The following is an 18,042-nucleotide window of genomic DNA, read 5'->3' as shown; positions in this document are numbered from 1 at the left end:
ATCGCCATCGCCACCACGCTGGCGCTGGCCACGCCATCGGCCGGACGCTTCGGCCTGATCGTGCTCGGCCTTGCCATCGGCGGCGGCGTCGGCGCCGTCACGGCCAGGCGCATCGCCATGACCTCGATGCCGCAACTGGTCGCCGCCTTCCACTCGCTCGTCGGCCTTGCCGCCGTGATGGTGGCGGCCGCCGCCATCTATGCGCCGGAAAGCTTCGGCATCGGCACGGCGGGCGACATCCACGCCCAGGCGCTGGTCGAAATGAGCCTGGGTGTGGCCATCGGCGCCATCACCTTCACCGGCTCGGTCATCGCCTTCCTGAAGCTTGACGGGCGCATGTCCGGCAAGCCGATCATGATCGGCGGCCGCCATTTCATCAACATCGCGCTTGGCATCGCCTTGGTCGTGCTGATCGTGCTTTTGGTCACCACCGAATCGAAGCTCGTCTTCTGGCTCATCGTTGCCGCATCGCTGGTGCTGGGCGTGCTGCTCATCATCCCCATCGGCGGCGCCGACATGCCGGTCGTGGTGTCGATGCTCAACTCCTATTCGGGTTGGGCGGCCGCGGCTCTGGGCTTCACGCTCGGCAATCTGGCGCTGATCATCACCGGCGCCCTGGTCGGCTCGTCGGGCGCCATCCTGTCCTACATCATGTGCAAGGGCATGAACCGCTCCTTCATCTCCGTCATCCTCGGCGGCTTCGGTGGTGAGACTGCGGCCGCGGGCGGTGATGATGGGATCGAGCGCACGGTCAAGCAGGGCTCGGCCGATGATGCCGCCTATCTGATGATGAACGCGCAGAAGGTCATCATCGTGCCGGGCTACGGCATGGCCGTCGCCCAGGCGCAGCACGCACTGCGCGAGATGGCCGACAAGCTCAAGGCCAATGGCGTCGACGTCAAATACGCCATCCACCCCGTGGCCGGCCGCATGCCGGGCCACATGAACGTGCTCTTGGCCGAAGCCAACGTGCCTTACGACGAAGTGTTCGAGCTCGAGGACATCAATTCCGAATTCGCGCAGGCCGACGTCGCCTATGTCATCGGCGCCAACGACGTCACCAACCCGTCCGCGCGGGATGACAAGTCCTCACCTATTTACGGTATGCCGATCCTCGACGTCGACAAGGCGCGCACCTGCCTGTTCGTCAAGCGCTCGCTCGGCTCCGGCTATGCCGGCATCGACAACACGCTGTTCTACAAGGACGGCACCATGATGCTGCTCGGCGACGCCAAGAAGATGACCGAGGAAATCGTCAAGGCCATGGATCACTGACCCGGTCACATCGTCCGCATGAAGAAGCCCGGCTCGCCGGGCTTCTTCATGCGGATTTCAGACGATGTTCAACGGCTGGTCAGGAACACAGCCTCCTCGTCGTCGCGCTGCCTGCCGCCGAGGGCGGCCGCGGCGCTGGCGATGAAGGCGCCGATGACCAGCGACAGGGCGCCGAGGAGCGCAAATGTGGCGCTCGCCTTCCTGGCGGTATCGGCCGCCTGCTGGGCCTTGGCCTTGGCGTCCTGCGCCTTTGCCAGCAGCGTATCGACACGCGTCTTGGCGTCTGCTTCCGACAGGCCGGTGCGTGCCGCGACCAGCTGCGACAGGTATGTCTTGTCCTCGGGCGAAACCTCGCCAGCCGCAGCGCTGGCGACCAGGATGCGCGATGCCTGCGCCGCCGCCGCCGCGTCGTTTTGCGGATTGGCTGCCGCCAGTCTCGCCGCGTCCGCCGGCCTGAACAACGAGTCCACCAGATAGGATGTGGCATTGTCCGTCGATGCCCCGCCTGCATTGGCCGATGCACCGGCCGAAGCGCCCTGGGCGGCGCCGGCGGCCACGCTGGATACAGCCTGGACGCCGGAACCCACAGCCGCCGACAGCGCCGAGCCGAGCACGCCGAGGACCAGCAGCGTCGCCAGCGCCCATGCCAGGAAGCCATGAGCCGTATCCCGGAAATAAACCTCGTCGGTATGCACGCCCACCCATTTGGTGCGCAGCCGGCCGGCAAGATAGCCACCGAGGCCGGATGACAGCCATTGCACGACGATCAGCCAGACCGCGGTCGAAACCGCGAAGCTGGTGATAGAGGCGCTTGAGCCCGACCATGGCGAGACCATGCTCAACCCCAGGCCGGAGCCGAGCAGCATCAGGATGAAGGTCAATGTCGAGGCGGCGAAGGCACCGGCGATGATCGGACCCCAGCTGATAGCGGTGGCGGACGATTCCACCGCGCCGGGATCATCCGTGATCGACAGGGTGGACTGCATGACAGCCCCCTATCGCGCGAAAAGCATGATGAGAAGGATGATCGGGATTGGAACCCCGAGTAACCAGAGCAAGATGCCGCGTCCCATGGGAGCCTCCTTCGCCAGGAATTGTGATCGATACTGTCACAATGCTGGAAAGAAGCTTCCGTTCCGGCGGTTCGAATGAATCTCGCAAGGGAAACACTGGCGCGACCGACGCGCGCCAATGGTCCCGGGATGACTCCGGATTAAATGTCCAGATTGGCCACCGACAGCGCGTTGTCCTGGATGAACTCGCGCCGCGGCTCGACCTCGTCGCCCATCAGCCGCGAGAACAGGCTGTCGGCGTCGGTGGCGTCGTTTACCTTGACCTGCAGCAGCGAACGCACGTTCGGATCGAGCGTGGTTTCCCAAAGCTGCTCGGCGTTCATCTCGCCCAGGCCCTTGTAGCGCTGCATGGTCAGGCCCTTGCGGCCGGTCGCGAACACCGCGTTGAGCAGTGCCAACGGTCCCGAGATGGGTTCCGAAACATCCTTGCGGCGCAGCACGGGCGGCGCTCCATAGACGTCGCTGAGCCGCTGCGCGTAGCGGTCGAGCTGTCGCGCATCGGCTGAATTGATCAGCGCCATATCGAGATGGGCGTATTCCTTGACGCTGCGCACCGTGCGTTCGAAGACATAGCCGCCGATACCCTCATTCGAAGTCGACATCCGGCCGGTCCAGCCGCGCTCGGTGTCCTCGGCAATGATGTCGAGACGTTGCGCGATCCGCTCCGCCATCGCATTGGCGCGGCCAAGATCGGCGACGACGTCGGCATTGAGCCCGCCGGCGATCGCCGCCTGCTCCACGACGCCTCTGTTGTAGCGCGTGTGCAGGCCGTTGATCAGCTGGCGCACCGCGAGCGCATCGTCGATCGCCGCCCGCAGGTCCTGTCCGGCGCGAACCTCGCCGGAGCCGAGCGTGAGCGAGGCTTCTTCCAGTCCCGAGCCGATCAGGAATTCCTCGAACGCGCTTTCGTTCTTGATGTATTGCGAGCTCTTGCCGCGCGTCACCTTATAAAGCGGCGGCTGGGCGATATAGAGATGGCCGCGTTCGATCAATTCCGGCATTTGCCGGAAGAAGAAGGTGAGCAGCAACGTCCTGATATGCGCGCCGTCGACATCGGCGTCGGTCATCAGGATGATCTTGTGGTAGCGCAGCTTGTCGGCGTTGAATTCGTCCTTGCCGATCGAGGTGCCGAGCGCGGTGATCAGCGTGCCGATCATGTCGGAACTGAGCATGCGGTCGAAGCGGGCGCGCTCGACATTGAGGATCTTGCCGCGCAGCGGCAGGATGGCCTGGTTCTGGCGCGAGCGGCCGCCCTTGGCGGAGCCACCGGCCGAGTCGCCCTCGACGATGAAGATCTCGGACTTCGCCGGATCGCGTTCCTGACAGTCGGCAAGCTTGCCGGGCAGCGAGGTGACGCCCAGCGAGGTCTTGCGGGTGATGTCGCGCGCCTTGCGCGCGGCCTCGCGCGCCGCCGCGGCCTGGATCACCTTCTCGACCACGACCTTGCCTTCGCTCGGATGTTCTTCGAGCCAGGTGCCGAGCGCCTCGTTGACCAGCCCTTCGACCACGGGCCGGACTTCCGAGGAGACCAGCTTGTCCTTGGTCTGCGAGGAGAATTTCGGGTCGGGAACCTTGACCGACAGCACTGCCGTCAGCCCCTCGCGGCAATCGTCGCCGATCAGCGAGACCTTTTCCTTCTTGGTCAGGCCCGAGGAATCGCCATATCCGGTGATCTGACGCGTCAGGGCGCCGCGAAAACCGGCGAGATGGGTGCCGCCGTCGCGCTGCGGGATGTTGTTGGTGAAGGCCAGCACATTCTCGTGGTAGCTGTCGTTCCACCACATGGCCACTTCGACGGTGATGCCGTCGCGCTCGGCCCTGATGGCGATCGGTTTGTCGATCAGCGGTTTCTTGACCCGGTCGAGATATTTGACGAATTCCTCCAGGCCGCCATCATAGTGCAGCTCATGCCGCACGACGTCGGCGTGGCGGGCGTCGGTCAGCACGATGCGCACGCCCGAATTCAGGAACGCAAGCTCGCGCAGCCGATGCTCCAGCGTGCCGAAATCGAATTCGACCATCGTGAAGGTCTCGGACGACGGAAAGAAGGTGATCTCGCTGCCGCTGCGGCCTTCATAGGTGCCGGGCTGCTTGTCCTGTTCATAGCTGCCTGTGACGCTCAGCGGCGCGTCGGCATTGCCGTGTGTGAAGCTCATCTCGAAAATCTTGCCATTGCGGCGGATCTTGAGCTTCAGCCAGGCCGACAGGGCGTTGACCACAGAGACGCCGACGCCGTGCAGGCCGCCGGACACTTTGTAGGAGTTCTGGTCGAATTTGCCGCCGGCATGCAGCTGCGTCATGATCACTTCGGCTGCCGAAATGCCTTCGCTGGGATGGATATCGGTGGGAATGCCGCGCCCATTGTCGATGACGGTGACCGAACCGTCGGGATTGAGCGTCACCGTGACGAGATCGGCATGACCGGCCAGTGCCTCGTCGATGGCGTTGTCGACGACCTCATAGACCATGTGATGCAGGCCCGAACCGTCATCGGTGTCGCCGATATACATGCCGGGCCGTTTGCGGACGGCATCCAAGCCCTTCAAAACCTTGATGGAATCTGCGCCGTATTCGGCTTCGGCGCCGTTGGCGTTCTCAGTCTGGTCGCTCATGAAAACCTGTTGTCTAGAGGCGGCTGGTGGAGCGCGAAAAATCGCCCCCGAATCGCGCTTTCAATATTGCCTAGATATAGGCGTTAAAGGTGGTTTTTCCAAGGTTTGCAGGCATTTCCGGGCGGAAAAGCGCACCGTCGGCCAGCTATTGGCGAGAGGCTTTGACCTTAGCCAGCCGGTCGCGCAGGAATTTTGATCGTGAACTTCTATCTTGGCGCCGGCTGCCGCGATGGCGGCCATCAAAAGCATCAGCAGCAAAGCGCATGGCAAACGCAGGCCGAACCGCCCACGGTTCGGTCGTTTGCCGACATTCCGCCTGTCTACGGCGCGGGCGAGCCGGCTTGCATCAGCCGGCGCGCATCGGCTTCAGCGCCTCGCTCCAGCGCAGCAACTCCTCCAGCATGGTTCTTGCCCCGCCCTGCACCTGCTCGCTCGCTTCGAAGGAGCCGTCGGTCCCCAGCAGCTTCTGGTACAGCGGCAGCGCGATGCCTTCCGGAACCGGCATGACGCCGACGGAGGTCAGCAGCGGCTTGAGCGCCTGTGCCGCGCGCAGGCCACCGGAAACGCCGCCATAGCTGAAGATGGCGGCGGGCTTGTATTTCCATTCGCGCGAGAGATAGTCGATCGCGTTCACGATGGCCGGTGCGACGAAGTAATTATATTCCGGTGCCACGAAGACGAAAGCGTCGGCGGCATCGACGGCCTTCGACCAGGCCTTGGTATGATCGTTCAGGTAGCTGCCGAGCCTGGGATGGTGCGGCTCGTCCAGCACCGGCAGATCGAAGGCGGCGATGTCGGTCAGCACCGGTTCGAACTTGCCGTGCTCGCGCGCGAACCGCTCCAGCCAGTGCGCGAAAACCGGCCCGGCCCGGCCCGGCCGGGTGCTGCCGATGATGATGTTCAACTGGTGCTTCAAGGCGGGCTCCTTCGATTGACGGTATCTGTTGGTGACTGTGACCTACGGCAGAGCGCCGTCATGGACAAGACGGCGCCGTTTGGCGAGCGGTCACAATCAGATGATGGGAGCATCGCTCCGTCCCGTCGGGGCACGGGCTTTTACCGTCAGGCCACATGGACGCGCCGTGCGTCAGTCACTACATCGAACGGAGGCAAGGACTAGCGCGACGCGCTTGCCAGCGGAGCAGCCATGGACACTCAGCCCGCCCCCTTCGTTCCACCGGCGCCGAGGCCGCGCACATCGCCGCCCTCGACGCTGGAGATGATGCGCATCGTCTACCGCAACCCGCTCGAACTGTGGGGAGAGCCGACCTACAACGAGCCCTGGATCTCGGTGAACGGCGTCGGCGGACCGCTGGTCATCGCCAACGACCCGGGCCTCATTCGCCATGTCCTGGTCGACAATGCCAGGAACTACAAGATGGCGACGGTGCGCCAGCTCATCCTGCGGCCGATCCTGCGCGACGGCTTGCTGACGGCCGAAGGCGAGGTCTGGAAGCGTTCGCGCAAGGCGATGGCGCCGGTGTTCACGCCGCGTCACATCTTTGGTTTCGCGGGGCCGATGCTCAAGCGCACGCTTGAATTCGCCTCCCGTTACGAGGATGGCGGCACCTCCGACATTGCCCACGACATGACGCTGCTGACCTACGACATCCTGGCCGAGACGCTGTTCTCCGGGGAAATCGCGGGGGAGCCGGGCAGTTTCGCCAAGGAGATCGACCGGCTGTTCGAGACCATGGGCCGCGTCGATCCGCTAGACCTGCTGCGCGCGCCCGAATGGCTGCCACGGCTTACCCGCATCCGCGGCCGCAAGACCATGGCCTATTTCCGCAAGATCGTCAGCAATACGGTCAAGATACGCGAACAGAAACTCAGGCGCGATGCCGATGCCGTGCCGCAGGATTTCCTGACCCTCCTGCTCAAGGCCGAGGGGCCGGACGGGCTGACACGCTCGGAAGTCGAGGACAACATCATCACCTTCATCGGTGCCGGCCATGAGACCACGGCGCGAGCCTTGGGCTGGACGCTCTATTGCCTGGCCGAGGCGCCATGGGAGCGGGAAAAGATCGAGCGCGAGATCGATGCCGTGCTGGCGCGCGAGCCCGATCCGACCAGATGGCTGGACGCCATGCCGCTCACCCGCGCCGCCTTCGACGAGGCGCTCAGGCTCTATCCGCCGGCGCCGTCGATCAACCGCGAGCCGATCGAGCCGGAGAACTGGAGGGATCTCCACATCCCGGGGCGCGCGGCCGTGCTGGTCATGCCTTGGGTCGTCCACCGTCACAGGAAGCTGTGGGACAGGCCGGACGCGTTCATGCCGGAGCGGTTCCATCCGGGCAACCGCGAAAAGATCGACCGCTTTCAGTATCTGCCGTTCGGCGCCGGGCCGCGCGTCTGCATCGGCGCCAGCTTCGCCATGCAGGAAGCGATCATCGCGCTCGCCGTCCTGCTGTCGCGTTTCCGCTTCGATTCCATCGCGCAAACCAGGCCGTGGCCGGTCCAGAAGCTGACCACCCAGCCGCAAGGCGGGCTGCCCATGCGGATCACTTCGCGCCTGTAATCGCCCGCCGTCGGCCTATGTTCAGACCGCCGGTTTGCGCTGGAACTGGCCGGCCGCGCGAAAACGCCAGAGATAGCTTGGCAGGATCGTGCCGAGCGCCTGCGGCTGGATGCCGAGGCCGGCAAGCGTGCGGTTGGCCCTGGCGGCCTCCTCCGACACGACATTATGCTCGCGCAATTGCAGCACCTGGTCCTTGGTCAGCAGCGGGTTGGGCAAGAGGCCCAGGATCGACGCCTGCAGGTTCGCCACCCACCACGGCACCGGAACCAGCAGGCGCTTGCGCTCGATCACCGCGAGCATTTCCTGCATGCTTTCCTTGAAAGTAAGCACCTGCGGGCCGCCAAGCTCGTAGATATGACCGCCCTTGACCTTGCCATCGACCGAGCGCGCCACCGCTTCGGCGACGTCGCCGACATAGACCAGCTGGAACTTGGTATGGCCGCCGCCGATCAGCGGCAGTGCCGGCGAATAACGCGCCATGTTGGCGAAGCGGTTGAAGAAACTATCTTCCGGTCCGAAATTGATCGACGGCCGCAGGATCACGGCGTCCTTGATCGTCTCCAGAACGGCCTTTTCACCAAGCGCCTTGGTGCGTGCATAGTTGGATGCGGCTTCCAGGTCGGCGCCCAGGGCCGAAATATGGGTCAGGCCGGCGCCCGCTGCGCGTGCCGCTTCGGCCACCGCGCGAGCGCCGAATTCGTGCACGGCCGTGAATTTCTGTCGGCCGCTCTCATGCAGCACGGCAACCAGGTTGACGACATGATCGGCGCCCTGCACGGCGCGGTCGACCGACCAGCGCACGCGCACATTGGCCTGCACGGGCTGGATCTGGCCGACATTGCCGAGCGGCTGCAAATGGCCGGCGAGATCGGGCCGGCGGCAGGCGACCCTGATGCGATAGCCGCGCTTGGCCAAGGCCCGCACCACGTGGCGGCCGACAAAGCCCGACCCGCCGAAAATGACGACGAGCTTGGGGGTCTGCAGGATTTCGGTCATGGCTGGCTCCGGCGCTCGAAAGCTTGGCTGAAGCCGTTTCATAATCCGTTTCGCGTCAAACGCAAAGGGTGACGCGTCGTCGCTGCCGCCCTGGTTCTCAGAGCAATTCCAGGAAAAGTGTGAAGCGGCTTTCCCAGGAAAAGAGCTTGGGAATTGCGTCGGGACAAAAGCGCTTCAGAACGCCTTGGATGACGCAGAAAACCCCGCCGAGGCGGGGTTTTCCGGATGACATCCATGCGAAGCCAGGGGCCAACGGAGCGGCCTGACCTGAGACGGTATCAGGAGGGCGTGAAGCAAGTACGCCCACCCCAGCCCTGGACATCCGACATGGTGCCACCGACCTTCTTGCAGGCCGCGATGAAATCGGCGCTGCAACTGGCGAATTTCGCGTGACCGTTCTTGCAATAGTGGTCCTCGGTAGCGCCGCCGCCCGGCGCGGCAATGACGCCTGGACTGGACGGCTTGACCGGCGCGGCCTTCAGGTTGGCCGCCTGGGTCGCGCCCATGAACGAGCCGAGGAGAAGGACTGCGGTCAGAATGGTTGTCTTGGTGCTGGTCATGGTGGTATCCTTTCATTGAGGTTGGGCTTTCCGGGACGCGAAGGGCATGCCTTGGCGTGGAGCAGGTTTCGATGTGACTTGCTGTTCCCCCGGTCTGAATCGGGCAAGCTCATCCTGCCCTGGACAGGCATTGGTCGCCCCGACGCTCGAAAAGGTTCAGACCGCGCGCGAAAAAAACACGCATGGCCATGCCGCGGGCAGGCGCCGGCGGCTGATGAGCTGAAAAGAAGAATTTATTTCAGGCCGAATAGCGCTCGGCGAATTCGGAAATGCGCTGCACCACGGCCTTGGAGACCTTGATGCCCCGTGCCGCGGCCTTCTCCGCCGCCTCGGCCCGGGAGCGGCCCGGTATGTGCACGCCGTAGCGCCGGCGCAGCCGGTCGAGCTGATCCTTCATCCGCTGCTCGAAATCCGGATCGAGCAGCTTGGGCTCGACGGCCAGCACGAACAGGCCGGTGCCGGGATTGTCCGGGCCGCCGGTGAACCAGGGCGCATCGAGCGACCAGTTTGCCCCCGACAGACCCGCCGCCAGCACCTCGACCATCAGCGCGATGTTGGCGCCGCGCTGGCCACCGAAGGCGAGCATGGCCCCCTTCATGGCTGCGGCCGGATCTGTAGTGGGATTGCCGCTGGCATCGAGCGCCCAGCCTTCGGGGATCTTCTTGCCGTCCTCGGCCGCCTTGCGGATATTGACGAAGGCGGTGGCGCTCGACGACTGGTCGATGACCAGCGGCGGACCGTCGGCGGCGGGTGCGGCGAAGGACATCGGGTTGGTGCAATAGACCGGCTTGACCGAGCCCGAACCGGCAAGCACGGCGGGACCGTTGGTGGCGGCGAAGGAGACTAGCCCCTGCGCTGCCAGCCTTCCGGTAAAGTAGCCGAGGGCGCCGCATGTATAGGCATTCTTCTGCGAAAAGATGGCGACGCCGAACAGTCTTGCCGCCTTGGCGAGCTCGTCGAGCGTGCGGTCGAAGCCGGTATGCGCCAGCCCGCCTTGCGCATCGGAAAGATAGACTGCTAGCGCCGGCCGGGTGATCACCGGCTCGGCATTGCCGTCGATGCGGCCGGCCTCCAGCGCTTCGAGATAGTCGATGAAATGCGACAGCCCGACGGTCGAGAGTCCTTCCGCCTCGGCCGATATGATCGAGGCGGTGAGCGATTGCGCCGCTTCCTCGTTGGCGCCCGCACCCAGCGCCGCCATGCGGCACAGCCCGGTTGCCTGTTCGAGACTGAGTTGCATGGCGACTGCCTTTAGTGAGTGGTGAGTAGTGAGTAGTCAGCAATGGGTAGTGGCGACTAGCCACTTCCTACTCACTAACCCCTACTCACTAGGTCCCTAGCCGATCTTGTTCGGAATCCGCGCCTCGATCCTGCCGAAGGCGAAGACCAGAATGCCGGTGATCGCCATATAGATCAAGGCAAGCAGCAGCAAGGGCTCATAGGTGAGGTAAGTGTCCTGTCTGACCTTCGACGAAACGGCGAAGATGTCGATGACGCTGATGGTAGCCACCAGCGGCGTCGATTTCAACTGCAGCACGGTTTCCCCCGTCAGCGTCGGCAGCGCCCGGTAGAAGGCCTGCGGCAGCCAGATACGCCGGAAGATCTTCCAGCGGCTCATGCCGAACGCACGTGCGGCTTCGAGCTGCCCCTTCGGCACGCCGGCAAAGGCGCCGCGCATCACTTCGCCCTCGTAACCCGCGAACGAGAGCGTCAGCGCCAGGACGGCGTAAGGCCATGCCTGCCTGAGATAGGGCCACATCCAGGATTCCCGGATCCACGGATATTGCGGAAACAACGAACCCAGCCCGTAGTAAAGCAGCCACAGCTGTAACAGCAGCGGCGTTCCCCTGATGATGGTGCAGAAGACCTTCGCCGGCGCCGCGAACCAGATCGGGCCGCCAGCCTGTGCCAATCCGACCGGCACGGCGATCAGGAAGCCCAACAGACAGGTGACGGCCAGGATCCACAGCGCGCGCCAGATGCCGAGCAGGGCCAGGCCGTAATATTGCGGCAGCCAGTCCCAGCGCATGAAGAACGCAGCGGACAGCACCAGCCCCAGCGCAATCAGGATCAGCACGATGCGATGCGGTTGCAGCCAGAGCGAGGCGCGAGCCGCGCTGTTGATGATGGCCGCTTCGCTCGCCATCAGTGTGCTTCCTTGATCGAAGGCATGCCGCGCCGCGCCCATTTCTCGACGCGACCAAGAATGAGGTTCGAAAACAGCGTCACGGCCAGATAGAGCATGCCGGCCGCGAGATAGAATATCAGATAGGCCTTGGTGACGCCCGCCGCCTGCCGCGTCGCCAACGTCAATTCGAAGAAGCCGACCACGGCCAGCAGCGCCGTATCCTTGGTGGCGATCAGCCACAGATTGGCGAGACCTGGAATGGCGAAGGGCAGCATTGCCGGCAACGTGATGCGCCGCAAGAGAAGGCCGGGAGACATGCCGTAAGCGCGGGCGGCCTCGATCTGGCCTTGTGGGACGGCAAGGATTGCGCCGCGTATGACCTCGGTCGAGTAGGCACCCTGGACGAAACCGAGCACCGCGATGCCGGCCACCAGCCCGCTGATGTCGACGCGCTGATAGCCCATGGCGGTCAGCATCTGGTTTATCAGGTCGGTACCGGCGTAGTAGAGGAGCAGGATCAGCACCAGTTCCGGTACCGCGCGCACGATGGTCGTGTAGACCGCCAGCAGGTCGCGCACCACGGGGCCGCCATAAAGCTTGCCATAGGCGCCGCCGGTTCCGATCAACAGTCCGACGATCGTGGCGCCGACGGCGATCTCAAGCGAATGCAGCAGCCCAAGCATGAGCGTCCCGCCCCAGCCGACGGGCGCGGGCGACAGGAGTTCGATGATGCCGGCCGCAGAGGCCGGAAGAAATGAATCGATCAGCTTCGCCCCCGGATTGCTGGCTCAATCCGCCGGCGCAAGCCGCCGGCGGCAAGGGTGCGTGGGAAAGGTCGGGTTGGAGGACTTGGCGTCAGCGCCTTGTCTTCCAGCCCATGCGATGGTCGTCAGTCCGACTGCGTGGCACCGCCACGTCAGTCCGGCTGCGTGGCATCGCCACGTCAGTTCGACTGGGGGCCGCTGCCGCCATATATGTCGAAATCGAAGTATTTCTTCGAGATCTCGTCATACTTGCCATTGGCGCGGATCGCCTTGATGCCGGCGTTGATCTTTTCCTTCAGCTCGGTGTCTTCCTTGCGCACGCCGGCGCCGACGCCCGGTCCGAGCACTTCGTCATCCGGAGCCACCATGCCCTTCAGGTCGCAGCAGGCCTTGCCCTGGTCGGTCTTGAGGAACTCGCCAAGCGCGATGGAATCGGCCTGCACCGCATCGAGGCGGCCGGCGGCAAGGTCGTTGTTGGCCTCGTCCTGCGTCTGGTACTCCTTGATCTCGGATGCCGTGGCGCCGAAATGCTTCTTGGCGTAGACGGCATGCACGGTCGATACCTGGACGCCCAGGATCTTGCCCTTGAGATCGTCCGGCGCGGAGCCGAATTTCTGGTCCTTCGGTCCGATGATCGCCGTCGGCGTGTTGTAGTACTTATCCGAGAAGTCGATCGTCTTCTTGCGTTCGTCGGTGATCGACATCGAAGAGACGATAAGGTCGATCTTCTTGGTGGTCAGCGCCGGGATGATGCCGTCCCAGGCGACGGGCGTGATGACGCAGTCGAGCTTCTCCTCGGCGCAGACGGCGTCGATGAACTCGATCTCCCAGCCGACCCATTTGCCCGAAGCATCCGGCGAGGTGAACGGCGGATACGGCTCGGCGGCGATGCCGATCTTGACCGGATCGGCCTTGGCTACGCCCATGGCGGCGACGCCGAGCAGCAGCGCTGCGGCGAACGTCTTCAGAACAGTCTTCATTTCACGACTCCCAGTTTGTTGTTGGTTCCCGGTTTTCTTCCGCCCTCGGTTTGCTAGCCGATGTTGCGAATGAATTGCTTGAGCCTTTCGGATCTGGGCGCGCCGAAGATCTGCTCCGGCGGGCCTTCCTCCTCGACCAGTCCATTGTAGAGATAGACGACATGCGTCGCGACCTCGCGCGCGAACTTCATCTCGTGGGTGACCAGCACCATGGTGCGGCCTTCGCGCGCCAGATCGCCGATCACTCTAAGCACCTCGCCGACCAGTTCGGGGTCGAGCGCCGAGGTCGGTTCGTCGAACAGCATGACGCGCGGATTGATCGCCAATGCGCGAGCGATCGCGGCGCGCTGCTGCTGGCCGCCCGACAGGTAGGCCGGATAGACATCCCGCTTTTCGGCGAGGCCGACGCGGACGAGCAGTTTTTCGGCCTGGGCGATCGCCGCGTCGCGCTTGACGCCCAGCACATGCACGGGAACCTCGATGACGTTCTCGATCAGCGTCATGTGGCTCCACAGATTGAAATTCTGGAACACCATGCCGAGCTTGGAGCGGATGCGTTCGATCTGCCTGCGGTCGGCCGGCACGGTATGGCCGTGGCTGTCCGCCTTCAGCTTGATCTCCTCGCCATTGACGCGAATGATGCCGCTGGTCGGATTCTCCAGGCAGTTGATGCAGCGCAACAGCGTCGATTTGCCTGAGCCCGAACCGCCGATGATGGCGATGACCTCGCCGTCGCGCGCCGACAGCGAGACGCCCTTCAGCACGTGCAGCTCACCGAATTTCTTGTGCAGGTTCTCGACGTGGATGGCTTCGGCGGCGCCATTTTGCGCCTCACCGGATGGGGCTGCGGCAACTCCCGCCGTGCTCAACAGGTGACCTCCGTGTAGTCATTGGCAGCTCGTCGAACGTCTACCCGGCTAATCAACATACGCTGTACTGCCCCGCTCCAGACTTCAGCATGGACCCAACTGCGCGAGCCCGTCAATCCCGCTCATTACGGCACTTGCGGCCTTGTTGTGCAAGTGTATAAATAGCCTGTCATGAAATTTTCTCGATTTTTTTCAGCTAAAAAGGGCACCGATGAGCGCTTTCGGATCACAGTCCATGGCGGCGACGCTGCGGCGCGTGCTGATGCGGTCGGCGGCCAACGCCATGCGCGACGCCGACAGATCTGCCTGGCACTATGGCCCGGGGTTCAATCCGGCGAAAGCTGCCTCGCAGCACGCGGCCCTTGCTGAGTTGGTAGCGGCTTCCGGCGCTGAAATCGAATGGGTCGAAGACAAGGCCGACGGACTTTCGGATTCGGTGTTCACGCACGACCCATCGCTGATGACCGGTCGCGGCGCGCTGATCCTGTCCATGGGTAAGCCACTACGCGCCAGGGAGCCCTCGCTGCATGAGGAAACCTACACAAGGCTGGGCATTCCGATCCTCGGCCGCGTCGAGGCTCCTGGTCAGGTCGAAGGCGGTGATTGTGTCTGGGTGGACGCCCGCACGCTGGCGATCGGGCGCGGTGTCCGCTCCAACCAGGAAGGCATCCAGCAGGTTTCCAACCTGCTGACGCCGCTGGGCGTTTCCGTCTACGGCTTTGATCTGCCGCTGTGGCAGGGCGAAGAGGCGTGCCTGCACCTGATGTCGGTGATCAGCCCGTTGGCCGACGACCTCGCGCTGGTTTATTCGCCGCTTTTGCCGGCCCCGTTCTATCAAATGCTGAAGGCACGCGGCATCCGGCTGGTCGAAGGCGATGCCGAGGAGTTCGCTGCTTCCAACGGCCTCAGCCTTAACGTACTGCCGACTAGCCCGCTCAAGGTCATTGCCGTTGCAGGCTTTCCCAAGACCAAGGCCGCGATGGAGGCCGCGGGCTGCATGGTTGAAGTCTTCGAGGCGGATGCGCTCTGCATCGCCTGCGAAGGTGGGCCGACATGCCTGACGCGGCCGATCCTGCGCCAATGAATGCGCCATCCCGCCGCAAGTTTCGTCGCGAGGGCGAGGAGCGGCGGCGGCAGGATCTGATCGAGGCGACTCTGGACAGCGTGGCCGAACATGGGCTGCAGGGCGCCACCTTGCGCACCATCGCATTGCGTGCCGGCGTCACCGCGGGGCTGATCCGGCACTATTTCCCCGGCAAGGAAGAACTGCTGCAGGAGGCCTATACGGCACTGGTCGGCCGCATGACCGAGCAGGCGAAAGCAGCATTGGTCATGGAAGATGCCTCGCCGCGGCAACGCCTTGCGGCTTTCGTCACCGCCAACCTCAACGCGCCGATCATCGACGCGCGGGTTTTTTCGCTCTGGGCAACCTTCATCGGCCGCGCCGGTGCGGATCCGACCCTGGCCCGTGCCCACCGCGAAGGCTATCTCGGCTTTCGCAACGAGGTGGAGGCGGTTGTGGCCGAAGTGCTCGCCGCCGAACAGTGCAAGCCGGACGCAAGCCAGTTGCGCCACCATGCCATCGCGATCAACGCGATCATCGACGGACTCTGGATCGAAGGCTGCCTGGCCGGCGAGATGTTCTCGCCCGGCGAATTGGCGGCGATTGGGATCAAGGCTGTCGAAGCCGAGCTCGGCCTCGAGCCGGAAAGGGGAGAACACTAATGACCACCATTGGCGAAGCGTTGATTTCACTGCTCGAGGCGCATGGCGTCGACACCGTGTTCGGTATTCCCGGCGTCCACACGGTCGAGCTTTATCGCGGGTTGGCGCGTTCGAGGATCCGCCATGTCACGCCGCGCCACGAGCAGGGCGCGGGCTTCATGGCCGACGGCTATGCGCGCGCCGGCGGCCGGCCGGGGGTCGCCTTCGTCATCACCGGCCCGGGGCTGACCAACACCATCACCGCCATGGGGCAGGCGCGCGCCGATTCGGTGCCGATGCTGGTGATCTCGGGCGTCAACGCCACGCCGACGCTAGGCAAGGGCCTGGGCTTCCTGCACGAACTGCCGGACCAGCGCGGCATGATGGAAAAGGTGGTGCTGTTTTCGCAACGCATCACCGAGGCCAGCGAACTGCCGGGCGCGCTCGCCCGTGCCTTCGCGCTGTTTTCCTCATCGCGACCGGGCCCGGTGCATATCGAGATTCCGACCGACGTCATGGTCAAGCCTGCCGATGGGATCGCGGCGGTGCTGAGCAACGCCGCGCCACCGGCTGCCGGGGCGACGGCCATCGCCGCGGCGGCCAACCTTTGTGCGGCGGCTAGGCTCCCGCTCATCCTGGCCGGCGGCGGCGCCAAGCGTGCCGAGGATGCGCTGCGGCGCCTGGCCGAAAGGCTGGACGCGCCGGTCGTCGAGACGACCAATGCGCGCGGCCTGCTCCACCGCCATCCGCTCTGCGTACCGGCCAGTCCCAGCCTGAAAGCCGTCCGCGCGCTGATGGGCGAGGCCGATCTGGTCATTGCCGCCGGCACCGAGTTCGGCCCGACCGATTATGACGGCTATGGCGATGGCGGATTTGTCCTGCCGGCCAATCTGATCCGCATCGACATCGGCGCCGATCAGCTGGCGCGCCGTACGGCGACGGTGGCCATCCAGGCCGACTGCGCCGAGGCGATCGAAGCCTTGCTTGCCGCGCTCGGCTCGGTCGACGCGGGCAGGCAGGACGGGAAGAACCGCGCCGCGGCGGCGCGAAAGGCGGCTCGCGCCGAACTGACCCCCGTCCATACGGCGCAGGTCCATGCGGTGGAAGCCATCCGCGACGCCCTGCCGGGCGCGATCATCGTCGGCGACTCCACCCAGCCCGTCTACGCCGCCAACCTCTATTACGATCACGACCGGCCGGGCGGCTGGTTCAACGCCGCCACCGGCTTCGGCGCGCTGGGCTACGGCCCGCCGGCGGCGGTGGGCGCGGCGCTCGCCATGCCCGACGCGCCCGTCGTTTGCCTCACCGGCGACGGTGGCTTCCAGTTCACCTTACCCGAGCTTGGCGCGGCGCTTGATGCCGCGGCACCCGTTATCTTCGTCGTCTGGAATAACAGGGGCTATCGCGAGATCGAGACTTCGATGCTCGACGTCGGCGTGGAACCCGTCGGCGTGTCCCCGGCACCGCCGGATTTCTGCAAACTGGCCGAGGCCTATGGCATCGGCGCCGAACGGATCGCCGATACCGGCGCCTTGCCACTCGCGCTGAAGCGCGCCCGGGCAACGGGGTTGCCGCGCGTCATCGAAATCACGGTCGATTGAAGCTTCACGCCGGCGTCGATTTTCCTACCTGCATCGTGGTCATTCGCCGGCTTGGCTTTTGCGCGGCAACAGTCGCCGCTGCCCGACACATGCAAAGACGCGACGGCTGCCATGTCGAGATATCAATTGAGTGATCGCACGAAAGGCGCGACGCTTCGCGTCGGCGCGGCGAAACAAGCGACATAATCAAAAAAAGACAGGAGCGGTCCAGGATGACGGAAACACTTCAGGGCAGGCACATCGTTGTGACCGGTGGGACCGGTGCGCTCGGCGGCGCGGTCGTCGGCAAGCTGCTGGGCGAGGGCGCGGTCTGCCATGTGCCGAACGCCCATGCCGCGGCACCTTCGCATTTCCCTTTCACCACGCACGAGAACGTCAGGCTGGCGCACAATGTCGACCTCTCCGACTCCGCCAAGGTCGAAGCCTTCTATGCCCAGGTTCCCGCCTTGTGGGGATCGATCCATCTGGCAGGCGGCTTTGCCATGGCGCCGGTGGAGAAGATCGAATCCGCCTCCTTTGCCGAGATGATGGACACCAATGCCCGCACCGCGTTCCTGTGCAGCCGTGCGGCGGTGCGCTCGATGCTGGCGGCGGGCACCGCCGGCCGCGTCGTCAATGTCACGGCACGCGCCGGGCTCGATCCGCGCCGCGGCTCGGGCATGGTCGCCTATGCCGCCTCCAAAGCAGCGGTCGCGGCGATGACGGTGGCGATGGCGGAAGAGCTGAAGCACCAGGGCATCCTGGTCAATGCGGTGGCCCCCTCGACGCTCGACACGCCGGCCAACCGTGCCGACATGCCGGATGCCGATTTCAGCAAATGGGTCAGCCTCGAAGCGGCGGCCGAGGCCATCGCCTACCTGGCCTCGCCCGCCAACCAGGCGATGAGCGGCACGCTGGTGCCGCTCTACGGTCGCGCATAACGCGCATAGTTGACTTCGACGATCCTCGGGCTGCGTCCGAGT

16 protein-coding genes are annotated in these 18,042 nt (G+C 64.6%); 6 read left to right on the top strand and 10 right to left on the bottom strand.

The annotated features are described in order from the left end of the window. Positions 1-1,275: NAD(P)(+) transhydrogenase (Re/Si-specific) subunit beta (locus LB541_RS10710; protein WP_224618345.1), on the top strand; the 1,275-nt coding region annotated here is incomplete at its 5' end. 68 nt (positions 1,276-1,343) lie between these two features. Here LB541_RS10710 and LB541_RS10705 read toward each other — a convergent pair. The 3 genes from LB541_RS10705 to LB541_RS10695 form a co-directional block, all read right to left on the bottom strand. Beyond that, a complete protein-coding gene (locus LB541_RS10705) occupies positions 1,344-2,261 on the bottom strand; it encodes a hypothetical protein (protein WP_140580584.1) in 918 nt (305 codons plus the stop codon). 227 nt (positions 2,262-2,488) lie between these two features. Then, entirely contained in the window at positions 2,489-4,960 is a 2,472-nt protein-coding gene (gene gyrB / locus LB541_RS10700) for a DNA topoisomerase (ATP-hydrolyzing) subunit B (protein WP_140512864.1), read from the bottom strand. Positions 4,961-5,306: 346 nt separating this feature from the next. After that, positions 5,307-5,876, bottom strand: coding sequence for an NADPH-dependent FMN reductase (locus LB541_RS10695; protein ID WP_224618343.1), 570 nt, complete (start codon positions 5,874-5,876; stop codon positions 5,307-5,309). A 231-nt stretch (positions 5,877-6,107) separates the two neighbouring features. Here LB541_RS10695 and LB541_RS10690 point away from each other — a divergent pair, with 231 nt between their 5' ends. Next, positions 6,108-7,478, top strand: a complete 1,371-nt coding sequence (locus tag LB541_RS10690) for a cytochrome P450 (protein ID WP_140564984.1) — start codon at positions 6,108-6,110, stop codon at positions 7,476-7,478. A 21-nt stretch (positions 7,479-7,499) separates the two neighbouring features. On the opposite strand, the gene LB541_RS10685 is transcribed toward LB541_RS10690, so the two are convergent. The 7 genes from LB541_RS10685 to LB541_RS10655 form a co-directional block, all read right to left on the bottom strand. Further along, positions 7,500-8,474: a complex I NDUFA9 subunit family protein gene (locus LB541_RS10685; protein WP_224618341.1), complete on the bottom strand. Its 975-nt coding sequence runs from the start codon at positions 8,472-8,474 to the stop codon at positions 7,500-7,502. A gap of 278 nt (positions 8,475-8,752) precedes the next feature. Beyond that, the gene (locus LB541_RS10680; protein WP_140512869.1) at positions 8,753-9,034 is read right to left on the bottom strand and encodes a hypothetical protein; all 282 of its coding nucleotides are present in this window, start codon (positions 9,032-9,034) and stop codon (positions 8,753-8,755) included. Positions 9,035-9,272: 238 nt separating this feature from the next. Next, positions 9,273-10,274, bottom strand: a complete 1,002-nt coding sequence (locus tag LB541_RS10675) for an Ldh family oxidoreductase (protein WP_140497264.1) — start codon at positions 10,272-10,274, stop codon at positions 9,273-9,275. A gap of 96 nt (positions 10,275-10,370) precedes the next feature. After that, positions 10,371-11,180, bottom strand: a complete 810-nt coding sequence (locus LB541_RS10670; protein ID WP_224618339.1) for an ABC transporter permease — start codon at positions 11,178-11,180, stop codon at positions 10,371-10,373. Next, positions 11,180-11,845 (bottom strand): ABC transporter permease, encoded by a 666-nt coding sequence (locus tag LB541_RS10665; protein ID WP_140556911.1) that lies wholly within the window; start codon positions 11,843-11,845, stop codon positions 11,180-11,182. Before LB541_RS10665 ends, LB541_RS10670 begins: the two co-directional genes overlap by 1 nt. 260 nt (positions 11,846-12,105) lie before the next feature. Beyond that, complete coding sequence (locus tag LB541_RS10660) at positions 12,106-12,906, bottom strand: transporter substrate-binding domain-containing protein (protein WP_140880599.1); 801 nt, start codon at positions 12,904-12,906, stop codon at positions 12,106-12,108. 53 nt (positions 12,907-12,959) lie between these two features. Beyond that, the gene (locus LB541_RS10655) at positions 12,960-13,775 is read right to left on the bottom strand and encodes an ABC transporter ATP-binding protein (RefSeq protein WP_140497256.1); all 816 of its coding nucleotides are present in this window, start codon (positions 13,773-13,775) and stop codon (positions 12,960-12,962) included. A 211-nt stretch (positions 13,776-13,986) separates the two neighbouring features. Between LB541_RS10655 and LB541_RS10650 the strand changes: the two genes are divergently transcribed. The 4 genes from LB541_RS10650 to LB541_RS10635 all read left to right on the top strand — a co-directional run bounded on the left by LB541_RS10650 (position 13,987) and on the right by LB541_RS10635 (position 18,000). Beyond that, positions 13,987-14,859 carry a dimethylarginine dimethylaminohydrolase family protein gene (locus LB541_RS10650; protein ID WP_140497254.1) on the top strand — a complete coding sequence of 291 codons (873 nt, stop codon included), beginning with the start codon at positions 13,987-13,989 and terminating at the stop codon, positions 14,857-14,859. Continuing rightward, positions 14,829-15,500 (top strand): TetR family transcriptional regulator C-terminal domain-containing protein, encoded by a 672-nt coding sequence (locus tag LB541_RS10645; RefSeq protein WP_140497252.1) that lies wholly within the window; start codon positions 14,829-14,831, stop codon positions 15,498-15,500. The genes LB541_RS10650 and LB541_RS10645 overlap by 31 nt, the downstream gene beginning before the upstream one ends. Further along, positions 15,500-17,080: a 5-guanidino-2-oxopentanoate decarboxylase gene (locus tag LB541_RS10640; RefSeq protein WP_224618337.1), complete on the top strand. Its 1,581-nt coding sequence runs from the start codon at positions 15,500-15,502 to the stop codon at positions 17,078-17,080. The genes LB541_RS10645 and LB541_RS10640 overlap by 1 nt, the downstream gene beginning before the upstream one ends. 212 nt (positions 17,081-17,292) lie before the next feature. Next, entirely contained in the window at positions 17,293-18,000 is a 708-nt protein-coding gene (locus LB541_RS10635; RefSeq protein ID WP_140512879.1) for an SDR family NAD(P)-dependent oxidoreductase, read from the top strand. Positions 18,001-18,042: the final 42 nt, after the last annotated feature.

This window comes from Mesorhizobium sp. BR1-1-15, from assembly GCF_020165475.1.
Taxonomy (GTDB): Bacteria; Pseudomonadota; Alphaproteobacteria; order Rhizobiales; family Rhizobiaceae; genus Mesorhizobium.
The sequence above is the reverse complement of the archived record's forward strand: the minus strand, read 5'-3'. Positions and strand labels throughout refer to the sequence as shown.